At 69.2% G+C, this 12049-nt stretch carries 13 protein-coding genes; 5 read left to right on the forward strand and 8 right to left on the reverse strand.

All coding sequences use genetic code 11. From position 1 onward, the window contains the following. Positions 1-29: 29 nt before the first annotated feature. Positions 30-647 carry a TetR/AcrR family transcriptional regulator gene (locus tag ON26_RS11910; RefSeq protein ID WP_040796133.1) on the reverse strand — a complete coding sequence of 206 codons (618 nt, stop codon included), beginning with the start codon at positions 645-647 and terminating at the stop codon, positions 30-32. Positions 648-802: 155 nt separating this feature from the next. Here ON26_RS11910 and ON26_RS11915 point away from each other — a divergent pair, with 155 nt between their 5' ends. The 3 genes from ON26_RS11915 to fadD1 all read left to right on the forward strand — a co-directional run bounded on the left by ON26_RS11915 (position 803) and on the right by fadD1 (position 4300). After that, positions 803-1798, forward strand: a complete 996-nt coding sequence (locus ON26_RS11915) for an NAD-dependent epimerase/dehydratase family protein (protein ID WP_040796134.1) — start codon at positions 803-805, stop codon at positions 1796-1798. Between the two features lie 127 nt (positions 1799-1925). Continuing rightward, positions 1926-2270: a histone-like nucleoid-structuring protein Lsr2 gene (locus ON26_RS11920; protein ID WP_040796135.1), complete on the forward strand. Its 345-nt coding sequence runs from the start codon at positions 1926-1928 to the stop codon at positions 2268-2270. 422 nt (positions 2271-2692) lie between these two features. Next, complete coding sequence (gene fadD1, locus ON26_RS11925; protein ID WP_040796136.1) at positions 2693-4300, forward strand: fatty-acid--CoA ligase FadD1; 1608 nt, start codon at positions 2693-2695, stop codon at positions 4298-4300. Positions 4301-4325: 25 nt separating this feature from the next. Here fadD1 and ON26_RS11930 read toward each other — a convergent pair whose 3' ends face one another. The 5 genes from ON26_RS11930 to ON26_RS11950 all read right to left on the reverse strand — a co-directional run bounded on the left by ON26_RS11930 (position 4326) and on the right by ON26_RS11950 (position 9080). Beyond that, on the reverse strand, positions 4326-5270 hold the full coding sequence (locus ON26_RS11930) for an alpha/beta hydrolase (RefSeq protein ID WP_040796137.1): 945 nt from the start codon (positions 5268-5270) through the stop codon (positions 4326-4328). Next, on the reverse strand, positions 5267-6637 hold the full coding sequence (locus ON26_RS11935; RefSeq protein ID WP_040796138.1) for a flavin-containing monooxygenase: 1371 nt from the start codon (positions 6635-6637) through the stop codon (positions 5267-5269). The genes ON26_RS11930 and ON26_RS11935 overlap by 4 nt, the downstream gene beginning before the upstream one ends. 99 nt (positions 6638-6736) lie before the next feature. Next, the gene (locus tag ON26_RS11940; RefSeq protein ID WP_245545821.1) at positions 6737-7264 is read right to left on the reverse strand and encodes an SRPBCC family protein; all 528 of its coding nucleotides are present in this window, start codon (positions 7262-7264) and stop codon (positions 6737-6739) included. A gap of 636 nt (positions 7265-7900) precedes the next feature. Further along, a complete protein-coding gene (locus ON26_RS11945) occupies positions 7901-8662 on the reverse strand; it encodes a 3-hydroxyacyl-CoA dehydrogenase (protein ID WP_040796140.1) in 762 nt (253 codons plus the stop codon). Positions 8663-8822: 160 nt separating this feature from the next. Then, positions 8823-9080, reverse strand: a complete 258-nt coding sequence (locus ON26_RS11950) for a hypothetical protein (protein ID WP_040796141.1) — start codon at positions 9078-9080, stop codon at positions 8823-8825. Between the two features lie 272 nt (positions 9081-9352). Here ON26_RS11950 and ON26_RS34185 point away from each other — a divergent pair, with 272 nt between their 5' ends. Both ON26_RS34185 and ON26_RS11960 read left to right on the forward strand, forming a co-directional pair. Then, positions 9353-9574: a hypothetical protein gene (locus ON26_RS34185; RefSeq protein ID WP_040796142.1), complete on the forward strand. Its 222-nt coding sequence runs from the start codon at positions 9353-9355 to the stop codon at positions 9572-9574. A gap of 62 nt (positions 9575-9636) precedes the next feature. Beyond that, on the forward strand, positions 9637-9978 hold the full coding sequence (locus ON26_RS11960) for a hypothetical protein (RefSeq protein WP_040796143.1): 342 nt from the start codon (positions 9637-9639) through the stop codon (positions 9976-9978). Positions 9979-10045: 67 nt separating this feature from the next. Here ON26_RS11960 and ON26_RS11965 read toward each other — a convergent pair whose 3' ends face one another. Both ON26_RS11965 and ON26_RS11970 read right to left on the reverse strand, forming a co-directional pair. Further along, positions 10046-10783, reverse strand: coding sequence for a TetR/AcrR family transcriptional regulator (locus ON26_RS11965; protein WP_040796144.1), 738 nt, complete (start codon positions 10781-10783; stop codon positions 10046-10048). Positions 10784-10789: 6 nt separating this feature from the next. Next, complete coding sequence (locus ON26_RS11970) at positions 10790-12016, reverse strand: cytochrome P450 (protein ID WP_040796145.1); 1227 nt, start codon at positions 12014-12016, stop codon at positions 10790-10792. Positions 12017-12049: the final 33 nt, after the last annotated feature.

Below are 12049 nucleotides of genomic sequence, written 5' to 3' on the forward strand. Positions count from 1 at the left end.
GGATCGCCGGGGGCGGTGGTCTCGTCGTGTCAGGACCCCGAAGCGTCCGTGTCGGCGCTGCCGTTCTCGGCGGTAGCCGCCAGGATCAGCCGGCTGATGTGGGCGTGGATCGCGCCGTTGTCGTCGTCGGCGACCAGTTCCAGGAACAGGGCCGATCCCGCCGCCATGGCGATGAGCGCGCGGGCGTGCAGATCGGCGTCCTCGGGGGAGAGGCCGGGCGGCGCGAGCAGAGCGGCCGCCGGTCCGCTGAACCCGGACCACAGCCGCCTGCGCAGGTCGGGATCGCGGTCGAGGGCGGTGAGCAATCCGGGGACTGCCGCTCTGACCTCGGGGCGGGCGAACAGTTCGCGGCTGCCGCGCAGCACCCACTCGACCCAGCCGCGGCGGTCGGCGCCTGCGAAGGGGGACAGATCGGGGACTTCGCCGAGGACGGCGTGCAGGACCAGTTCGGGCTTGGTCGCCCAGCGGCGCTGGATGCTGGCCCGGCCGACGCCCGCGCGAGCGGCCACGCCCCGGACACTGAGGTCGTCGTAGCCGTCCTCGACCAATAGCTCGCGCACGGCGGGCAGGACCCGCTGCTCGATCGACTGGTCGCGCGGTCTGCCCGCGGCGCGCACAGGTGGCCTCCTATCGGCCGATGTCGTCATCCGGCTTCCCATTCGATATTACGATGCCAGTGGTATCGATTATGGTGTCGAGATCGTGAGCGTCGATTGTCGCGCCTTTCGCGATGCGATGTGGGCGACCGGCACCGATCCGGAGAGGAAGAGGTCCAGATGCGACTGTCGAGAGAGACGCTGCCGTGCTGATCGCGGTCACCGGGGGCACCGGATACCTGGGCGCGCACACCGTCGCCGCCCTGCTCGCCGACGGGCACGCGGTGCGACTGCTGGTGCACCCCAGCGAGGACGTCGCCGCCGCGCTCGCGCTGTTCGAGGCGCAAGCCGATCGCATCGAGACCGTGACGGGCGACATCCGCGACCCTCGGGTCGTCTCCACGCTGCTCGACGGCTGCGACGCGCTGCTGCACGCGGCGGGCATCGTCGGCACCGACGACCGGCGCGAGGCGCTCATGTGGGAGGTGAATGTCGAAGCGACAGGCCGGATTCTGGCCGAGGCGACCAAACGCGGCCTCGACCCCATCGTGCACGTCGCCAGCTACAGCGCGCTGTTCCCGTGCCCGGATCCGGTGATCACCCCCGACAGTCCGACCGCGCCCGGCCGCAGCGCCTACGGCCGCACCAAATCGACCGCCGACCGGATCGCGCGGGCCCTCCAGGCGGCGGGCGCGCCGGTGGTCGTCACCTATCCGGCCTCGGTGGTCGGCCCCGCCCTCGGCCCGCAGGCGGGCATCACCGCCGACGGCTGGGCGGTCATGCTGCGCAGCGGCCTCGCGCCGAGCGTGCGGGGCGGGATGCAGATGGTGGATGTCCGTGATGTCGCGGCCGTGCACGCGGCGATCATGGAGCCGGGCCGTGGCCCGCGTCGATATCTGGCCGGCGGGCATCTGCTGACCTTCGATCAGATCGTCGACCTGCTCGAAGAGGCGGGCGGCAGACGCATCAGGCGAATCCCGATATCGCCCGGCATGTTCCGGGGTATCGGCCGCGCCAGCGATGTGGTCTCCCGTCTGACGCCCATCAGTGCCGGACTCAGCTACGAGGCGGCCTGGTTGCTGACCGCGGCCACGCCGACCGACGATTCCCGTACGCTCGCCGATCTCGGCGTGCGCTGGCGACCGATCCGCGAATCGATTTTCGACGCGCTGGGCAGTGTGTCGGCGTCCGTGGAGGTCTGAGCGCGACGCGCCCGGAGGTCGCCGTCGGGCGCCCTCGCGCGTCGCTGCCCATTCCGAGTGGAAGTGGGCCGGTCGCACTGGCTACGCTTGTGTCCTTTGCTCATTCGTGTCCAGGTAAGGGGAATTGATGGCCCGCAAGGTGACTGTGTTGCTCGTCGACGATATCGACGGCACCTCCGTCGCGGACGAGACCGTGGCGTTCGCACTCGACGGTGTGAACTACGAACTCGACCTCGCCGCGTCGAATGCCGAACAGTTGCGCAAGATGTTCGCGCAGTGGACCCCCTACGCCCGCCGGGTCGGCAAGGCGCCCGGGGCCAAGACCGCGGGCAAGGCGCGTCGTGACGGCGAGCAGGACCAGACCCTGGCCATCCGGAAATGGGCGCTGAGCGAAGGGATGCAGGTCTCCAGCCGTGGCCGGGTCTCGGCCAAAGTGGTTGAGGCCTACCACCGCGCGAATCCCCAGGGCTGAGCCCGCTCCCGGTCAGCGACCGATTTTCGCGGGGAGTTCGCCGAACACGTTTGACTTTCCGCCGATGTGCAATCCGAATGCTGTGGGCCACCGTCGATCACCGTGAGGCCGGCGGTCGGTTCCGGGGCCGATAGGTTGCCAGAAGGAGGTGAGTCGCATGATTCTCGATTTCGTCTCTGATTTCATCGATGCGATCCGGGCGCTGATCGGGCTGTGACCCGAGCACCGTGATCGCCGAGCACGTGATCGCGGAAGATGCCGCACTGTCGACTCGCTCCGTCCGGGAGGCATCCCGGGGCGGGGCGAGTCCTTTGTGAAGCGCCGAAATGAGCGGGGGCAGCCGGAAATGCCGGCGAGCGTCTCGGCGGGCCATTTCCGTGAATCCGCATCCCTGGGATGAGAACGCGTTCTAGATTTTCGGCATGGCCGATACAGTCACCGCACTTCTCCACGCTCGCGCGGAAGACGACAATCTTGCCGTCGCCTACGAGGACAGCCGCTGGACCTGGCGCGAATACATCGACGGCAGCAGGCGACGGGCCGCCGCCGTGCTGGCGATGCTCGATCGGCAGCGGCCGCCGCACGTGGCGACGCTGCTGGGCAATACCGCGGAGATGCTGTTCGCGCTGGCTGCCGGAGCGCTCGGCGGCTATGTCACCGTCGGGCTCAACGACACCAGGCGGGGTGGGGCGCTGGCCGACGACCTCGCGCGCGCCGACGTCCAGATCGTGCTGACCGACGCCGCGCATCGCGACCTGCTGGCCGGTCTCGAGCTCCCCGGTGTGCTGGTGGTGGATACCTCCGGGCCGGAGTGGGATGACCTGGTGGCGGGCGCGGGCGAGCTCGAGCCGCTCGGCACGCCCGGCCCGATGGACACTTTCATGCTCATCTTCACCTCCGGTACCAGCGGCAATCCGAAAGCCGTGCGCCTGGCGCACATGATGGTGCCGTTCGCGGGACCGCCGCTGACGAACCGCTTCGGAATCGGCCCCGAGGACGTGTGCTACCTGTCGATGCCGCTGTTCCATTCGGCGGCCATCCTCGGAGGCGTCTGTGTGGCGTTGACCAGCGGCGCGGCCATGGTGCCCGCGAAGTTCTCGGCCTCGACCTTCCTGGCCGACATCCGCCGCTACGGCGCCACCTACATGAACTACGTCGGCAAGCCGCTGGCCTACATCCTGGCCACCGAGGCGCGTCCCGACGACGCCGACAATCCGCTGCGGGTCGCCTTCGGCAACGAGGCCACCGATCGCGATATCGCCGAGTTCTCCGAGCGTTTCGGCTGCACGGTGTGGGACGGCTTCGGCTCGACCGAGCTGGCGATCATCATCACCCGCGAAGGCCCCACCCCCGACGGCTCCATCGGCAAGGGCTTCCCCGGTGTGGCGGTGTACGACCCGGAGACCGGGACCGAGTGCCCGCCCGCGGTTTTCGACGACAACGGCGCGCTGGTCAATGCCGACGCCGCCATCGGCGAGTTGGTGAACACCCAGGGCGCAGGCCTGTTCGTCGGCTACTACAACGACGAGGAGTCGACCTCCGACCGGCTGCGCGACGGGATGTACTGGTCCGGGGATCTGGCCTACAAGGACGCCGACGGCTTCATCTACCTGGCGGGCCGCACCGCGGACTGGATGCGGGTCGACGGGGAGAACCTCGCCGCGGGCACCATCGAGCGCGTCCTGCAGCGCCTGCCCGCGCTGAATCGGGTCGCCGTCTACGGCGTGCCCGACGAGCAGGTCGGCGACGCCGTGATGGCCGCGATCGTTCTGGGCGACAACGAAACCCTGACCCCGGAGGAGTTCGCCGACTTCCTGCGCGCCCAGGTGGACCTGTCGCCGAAGGCGTGGCCGCGGTACGTGCGGTTGAACACCGATCTGCCCTCGACCGCGACCAACAAGATCCTCAAGCGCGAACTGAAGTCCGAGGGCGTGACCGCGGGCGACGGCACGTTGTGGGTCCGCCCGGCCCGCTCGCTCGAATACCGGCTCGCCGAGGGGCAGGCGCTGGAAGACAGCGCGGCGCGGTGAAACTCGTCATCGACGCGACCGGGTGTCAGGCACCTCCGGTCGCGCGCTCGGCGCTCGGTCGCGCGGCCACTTTCCGGGTGAGGAAGAGGATCTGGTCGGCCACGGCCGGTTCGAACCAGTCGTTGCCGGCGAAGATGTCGAAGTGGTCGCAGGGATAGTGCCTGACCTCGGCGCGCGCGGCGAAGGCCACCTCGGCGGCGGCCTGTGGCGGCGCGGCCCGGTCGAAATCGGCGATCTGCACCAGCACCGGCGCGGTGATGCGGTCGACGCGCCGATCCGCGCGATAACCGCCGATCTCCAGCCCCACCGACGCGTCGACCTCGTTGCGCCAGGTCGGCCCGGCCAGCGCCAGGTAGCTTTCGTAGTACCCCTCGGCGGTCAGGGCCGCGCGCTCGCCGGGCCTGCCGACCAGCGGCAGCATCGTCGGCGCCGCGCCGAAGCGGGTGGCCAGCGCGCTGCGCACGCCGGTCACCGTGGACGCCGCCATCGCGAGCGGCCCGTGCTGGGCCAGCGCGTGCCGCCCCGCCGAGAGGCCGCTCACCATCGGCGCCACCGAGATCGCCGCGCAGACGTCGGCGCGCTCGGCGGCCAGGGTGAGCACGTGCCCGCCGGACTGCGAGACGCCCCAGAGCACCACTCGCGACCGGTCCACACCCGGCTGCCTGCCCGCCGCGGCGATCGCCGAGCGGTAGTCCTCGACCTGCCCCGCGAGGTGGATGCGCTGGCGAGGTGTGCCGTCCGAGGCGCCGAACCCCCGGTAGTCGAAGGCGAATACGGCCAGGCCCGCTTCGGCGAGCCTGCGGGCGAAGGGCTCGAGGCCGGAATCCTTGGTGCCGCCGAATCCGTGCGCCATCACGACCACCGGCCGGCCCCCCGGGGCGTCGAACGGGCCCTCGACGCCGGAGGTGAAGAACCAGGCGTCGCACTCGGTGCCGTGCGAGTCGAACCGGACGGTGCTGCGCGCGTTCATCGGTTCTCTCCCGCCGTGACCTCGGCGACCCGCGCCCACGAAGGCGGGCCCTGCAGACGCGCTCTCGTCGCGCCCGCGGGAAGCTCCCTGACGCGCATGTCGTGCTCGTAGAGGAAGTAGTCGACCTGCTGGGTGTGGCGCGGCGTGGGGAGCATGTGCCCGGTGTAGCGCTGCTGGTCCTCGGCGATCACCTGCCGCATCCGCTCCGGCGTGGGCAGCCGGTACCGTCCGACCGCGTAGGCGCCGATCAGCCGCGCCTGCGCCTCGACGAACGGGAACAGCGTCGGGGTGGCCTGGGCGAATCCGGCGAACACCAGGTCGTCGATTCCCGGGGCGAACATCCGCTTGTACAGATCGATCCGGTTGTCCGGTGCGCTGAGGAATTCCGGATCGAAGAACGGGAAGGTGATGTTGTAGCCGGTGGCGTAGATGACGATGTCGAAATCGTCGTGACTGCCGTCGGTGAAATGCACGGTGTGCCCGTCGAATCGGGCGATATCGGGTTTGGCCACCACATCACCGGAACCGAGCCGCAACGGCAGTTCGACCGATTGGGTCGGATGCGCCTCGAAGAACTTGTGATTGGGCGTCGGCAGGCCGAAGGATTCCGGCCTGCCGCCCATCAGCGGCTGCCCCCATTGGATGAGCTTGCGCTGCCACGAGGCGGGCAGATACGGCGACGTGCGGTAGTACTTGTCGGCCGGCTTGCCCGCGACGTACTTCGGCACGATCCACGCACCCGAGCGCGTCGACAACGTCAGCGAATTGCCCAGCGCCTTGGACGACAGTTCCACCGCGATATCGGCGGCGCTGTTGCCCAGCCCGACGACGAGGATCCGCGCGCCGGTGAAATCGTGCGGCGTCCACGGATCGATGTAGTGGTGGGCGTGCAGGGTCGTGCCGCTGAACTCGCCGGGGAAGTCCGGCAGGCGCGGATCCCAGTGGTGGCCGTTGGCGACGACGAGCAGGTCGAACACGCGGCGTTCACCGCGTCCGGTGGTCAGCTCCCAGCCGCCACCGGGCAGTCTGCGGGCGTGCTCGACGGGATTGCCGAATTCGATGGACGCGGCCAGCCCGAACGCCTCGCAGTAGTCGTCGAGGTACTGCTTGATCTGGCTGTGATGCGGGAAGTCGGGGTAGTGCTCGGGCATCGGGAAGTCGCGGAAGGACAACCGATGCTTCGAGGTGTCGATGTGCAGCGAACGGTAGGCGCTGCTGTGGCCGTTGGGATTGCCGAAGGCCCAGTTGCCGCCCACCCGGTCGGAGGACTCGAAGCAGACATAGGGCACCCGGTAGTCGGTGAGCATCTTGCCCGCGGTCAGGCCGCTGATGCCTGCACCGATGACAGCCGTGCGAGGCAGATACATCCGATCCCTCCAACGAACAGAATTCCCTCGTGTGTCCGACGAGTAGTCACATTCGCAGATCTGGGCACCGCTGTCGGGGGTTTTGGCCGAAGGGGAAGATCAGGCCGAGCCGGCCTCCGTTTCCAGCTCCGATTTCAGTCGATCCAGGGTGCGCCGGATGTTGCCGCGCTGGAATACCGCGAATCCGGCCCGCCCCGTCGCCAGCCGGTCGAAGACGGCCGCCGCCGCATCGGGCCATTTCACGCGGTCGTCGCGCCAGATCTCGGTGACCAGGGTGCCGCCGTCGACGGGCTCGAAGCGGTACTCCCAGGTGGCGATCGCGACGGGCAGGATCGGCGTGCCGATGCCGAATTTGCGCACCGCGAAGGCGAATCGGCTCCCGGGTTCGGCGACCGTCACCACGCATTCGGTATGCCAGCGGAAGCCGCGGCGCACATTCGATCCGACGAAGCGCGTGCCGGGGCCCACCGGCGCTTCGGGGGCGGTGAGTACCGCTCCCGTGTTCTCCGGGCTCCATCGCCCCATCCGGGTGACATCGCTGATCCGGGCGTAGGCGGTCCGCGGATCCACGGCGACGACGACGCTGTCGGAGATTTCCATGGTCCGGGACGTTCTGGTGCGCGGCACGCCCCGACCCTATCGGCCGCCGACCTCCGGCGACAGACCTCGCGCACAGCTGCGCGCGCTCGTCGACACCTATGCCGACCGTCGCGGCCTGGATCGCGCCGAGATCGGCTTCCTGCGGCTCGACACCCCCGGGCGGGTGCTGCCCGAAGTGGGGAGAAACTGGGCGGCAAGGTGCTCGAGGTGCTGCGTTCGCGTGGCATCGAGATCAGGTTGCGAGCAAGGGCATATACCGGCGGGCCGCTGATCGAAGTGCGCAGATCAGACCAGGGAGTTTGGTTCTTCGGGTAAGGTGGTAGTCGGTTCAGGTATCGCTCCGTCGGCGCGGCCGGAGCGGATCTCATCGTTGAATGGGTAGGCCGAAGAACGGGTAGGCAAAGATGGACGACACCACCGCGCGTAGCCGGGAACCGAAGGAAACAGACAGGGTGATCTGGCCCGATCCCAGTCCGCTGGCGGACTGGTGGGCCGACATCATGGGCACCGCGACTCCCTCGCGGAATCCGAAGACCTCGAGCTCCGCGTCCCAGCGCTGACCGGTAGGTCGGCGATCGCCTGGTGATGCCGGGCGAAGACGACGACGGCCCCTGCACCCGCCGAGCGCGGGTGCGGGGGCCGTCTGTGTGTCTACGGCTCGGCTTACCGGGGAGCCATGCGGATCGCGCCGTCGAGGCGGATCGTCTCACCGTTGAGCATCGGGTTCTCCACGATGTGGCGGGCCAGCGCGCCGTACTCGGCCGGGTCGCCCAGGCGCGAGGGGTGCGGGACCTGCGCGCCGAGCGAGGCGATGGCCTCGTCGGGCAGGGTGGCGAACAGCGGGGTGTGGAACAGGCCGGGCGCGATGGTCAGCACGCGGATCTTCTGGTCGGCCAGGTCGCGGGCGATCGGCAGGGTCATGCCGACGATGCCGCCCTTGGACGCCGAGTAGGCGGCCTGACCGATCTGACCGTCGAACGCGGCGACCGAGGCGGTGTTGATGATGACGCCGCGCTCCTCGCCCACCGGATCGGTGGCGGCGATGCGCTCGGCGGCCAGCCGGATCACGTTGAACGTGCCGATGAGGTTCACGTTGATGATCTTGGTGAAGTCGGGCAGCGGGAAAGCGCCCTTCTTGGACACCGTCTTGATCGCATTGCCGATGCCGGCGCAGTTCACCGCGATTCGCAGGTCACCCAGCTCCTGGGCGGCGTCGAGGGCCTCGCCGACCTGCTCTTCGCTGGTGACATCGGCCGCGACGAACACGACGCCGTCGCCGAGTTCCTTGGCAACGGCCTCACCGTTGGAGGAGGGCAGGTCGATGATGACCGCCTTGCCGCCGTGGGCGTGCAGTTCCTTCACCGTGGCCAGGCCGAGGCCGGAGGCGCCGCCGGTGACCACCGCTACGGTGTTTTCGATCCGCATCTCGAATTCCCTTCTGCGTGACCGGTCGTGGCGACCGGATCCGTGCGCTGCCGCGCGCGGCACCTCGCGGTGCGTGCGGCGTCCGTAATATAGCGAGCCCGTTGCCTATAAGTAAACCAGCGTTCTCATAATTTCGGCGAACGCACGGTGTCCGCGGCGATCACAGCGGCGCCGGACTCCACCACAGGTCGTAGAGGTCCTGGCCGGTGTGGCCGTCCCAGCTCGCGTCGATCACGATCCACTGCCGGTCCGGATCGTCGAAGACGACGGTCAGCAAACCGGTGCCGACCTCGGTGTAATGGGTCCAGCGGACCCGGCCGGAGCCCGACGCGGTGCGGACGACGACGTCGAGGCCGGGAGGCAGGCCGGGCACCTTCTCCGAGGGGCGGGGTGGCGGGGTGAGCAGGTGGGCCTGCACAACCTCCGCCGTCGTCGTCCTCGACGCTCAGCGCACCTTTCCGCTGCCCGACGGGCGGGTCCAGGTCTCTTCGCGCAGCCCGGCCAGTCCGGTGGTGTCCGTGCGGTAGACCAGAGGCCTGCGGTCGGCATCGCAGCCATTCGCCTGTGTCGTCGTTGAGCGCGCAGCGCATGCCCTGGTAGCCGACGCCGGTCGGCTCGTCCGGCAGCAGTCCGGGGAAGGCCGCCACGATATAGGCGGCCGGACCCCAGGCGCAGGATGCGGGCGCGACGGTGGTCGACATCGTGGCCGACTGCGTCGCGGTCGGGGTGGACACACTGGACGGTGATCCGGTACCGGTGGACGGGACGGCGACGGGCGGGGCATCCGCCCCACGGACCAGGACTGTCGCCACTACCGCCGACACGATGCCGAAGTCGGCGATACGCACCGAGTCCGAGCCGTCGTCGGCGCGCGCGACCACCGCGGCGGCCATCTCGCGCTCGCCCCAATAGTCCGGATCCGGAAGTCGTGGATCCGAATCCTCCCGGCGCGCAATTCCTTCTACACTGAGCGGGTGCGTCTGCGTCGGCTCCTCGTCTCGTCCCTGTTGATCCTGCTCGCTCCGCTGGCCGTCGCCGCCTGCACGGTCGAGGGACCGGGTTCGACGGCCGAGTGCCATGTCGACGGCTGCACCGTCACCTTCACCCGCGGCGTGGATGCCGAGGCCAGCGTGCTCGGCATCGACGTCCAACTGGTCTCCGTCGACGGGAACACGGTGACCATCGGGGTCGCGGGCAAGAACGTCCTGGTGCCGATCGGGGAGACGCAATCGGCCCAGGGCTTCGACATCGCCGTCACCGAGGTGACCGATCAGCAGGTGGTCGTGCGCATCTCCACCGGCATCGTCACCGAATAGCGCCGTCACCGAGCACCCGGTCACCGGACAGCGCATCGGCGAACATGCCGTCGGTGAGCGGTCTCGCTCACCGGGCGCCGTCGGCCACCCCGAAATCGCGCGCCAGATCGGCGAGCACCGAGTCGAACAGGGCATCCGGATCGCTGACCGGCAGCGGGTAATTGCCGAACACTTCGAGTGTGACGTGGCCGTAGAGCCGCGCCCACAGCGTGATCATCAGGTAGGTCAGACCGAGGTCGAGCTTGTCCGCGGGGAAGCTCTCGCCGGTTCCGGCCAGCATTGCCAGCAATTCGCCGCGATAGCGGATCAGGTCGTCGCGCACGCCTTCCGGGACGGTGTCGGCAGCGGGCAGCACCGGATCGTAGGCGGTGAGCAGACGGCCGGCGGCCGCCAGGAACACCCGGCCGAACGGCTCCTCGTAGCGGGGCGGACCGGCGGTGCGGGCGCGGTGCGGCGAGGCGAACACCAGGGTGAACTCGTGGGCGTGCGCGAGCGCCCAGCGCCGGAAGCCCCGGCAGATGGCGAACAGTTGCAGCAGTCCGTCGTCGGGCACCGCGGCGGCTTCGGCGGCCAGGCCCTCGGCCAGATCCAGGCAGATGTCGGTGCGCAGCGCGTCGGCGAGATCCTCGTGTGATGCGTAGTGCCGGTAGAGCGCGGGCGCGGTGACCCCGAGCTCGCGGGCGATGGCCCGCAGCGTCATCGCCTCGGGCCCGGCCTCGGCCAGCAGCGTCCTGGCCGCGCGCCGGATGTCGGTGTCGGCGACCGAGGGCAGCCGACCGCGCCGGACCGGCTGCCCGCTCACCATCGCGACTCATTCATAGGCGACCTGCCAGCTCTTGATCCCGTTCAGCCAGCCCGAGCGCAGTCGCACCGGCGCGGAGACCTGTCGCAGGTTCGGCATCACATCGGCGATCGCGTTGAAGATCAGATCCAGTTGCAGCCGGGCCAGATTCGCACCGACGCAGTAGTGCGTGCCGGTGCCGCCGAAGCCGACGTGCGGATTCGGATTACGGGTGATGTCGAAGGTGTGCGGCTCGGTGAAGTGGTCTTCGTCGAAGTTCGCCGAGGAATAGAACAGGCCGACGCGCTGGCCTTCGCGGATCGCCTGTCCGCCGATCTCGGTGTCGCACAACGCGGTCCGTTGGAATGCGACCACCGGTGTCGCCCAGCGCACGATCTCGTCGGGCGCCGTACGGGGACGCTCGGCCTGGTAGAGCTCCCACTGCTCCGGGAAGTCGACGAAGGCCTTCATGCCGTGGGTGGTGGCATTGCGGGTGGTCTCGTTGCCCGCCACCGAGAGCATGATGACGAACCAGGCGAACTCCTCGGAGCCGAGGCCTTCGCCGTCGATGTCGGCGGACAGCAGCGTGCTGACGATGTCCTCGGCCGGGCAGGCGCGGCGCTGTTCGGCGAGGTTCCAGGCGTAGCCCATCATCTCGGCGGTGGCGACCATGTGGTTGCCGTCGAACTCCGGATCGTCGTAGCCCATCATCTGGTTCGACCAGTCGAACAGCTTGCTCCGGTCCTCCTGCGGCACGCCGAGCAGTTCGGCGATCGCCTGCAGCGGCAGTTCGGCGGCTACCTGCTGGACGAAGTCGCCGCCGCCGGTCTCGGCCGCCTCGTGCACGATGCGCTCGGCCCGCTCGTGCAGGGCGTCGCGCAGTGACTGCACCGCGCGCGGGGTGAAGCCGCGGGAGATGATGCGGCGCAACTTGTCGTGCGCGGGCGGGTCGGTGTTGATCATCATCGCGCGCTGGATGTCGATCTGGTCGCGGGTGATGTCGCCGTTGAAGCGGATGACCGCGGTATTGGCATTGCTCGACCAGATCTCCGGAGTCTTGGAGATCTCCTTGACGTGCTCGAGCTTGCTCACCACCCAGTAGCCGCCGTCGTCGAAGCCGCTGGTGCCGTCGGGCTGGTCGACCCACCAGACGGGGGCGGCTCGGCGCAGTTCGGCCCATTCCTCGACCGGGAGCCGGGTGGCGAGCAGATCGGGATCGGTGAAGTCGAAGTCGTGCGAAAGGGACGGCGCGGACACGGCTACCTCCTCGGGGCAGTGGGCTCTCCTCGG

It is taken from the genome of Nocardia higoensis NBRC 100133, from assembly GCF_000308595.1.
In the GTDB taxonomy this organism is placed as follows: domain Bacteria; phylum Actinomycetota; class Actinomycetes; order Mycobacteriales; family Mycobacteriaceae; genus Nocardia; species Nocardia higoensis.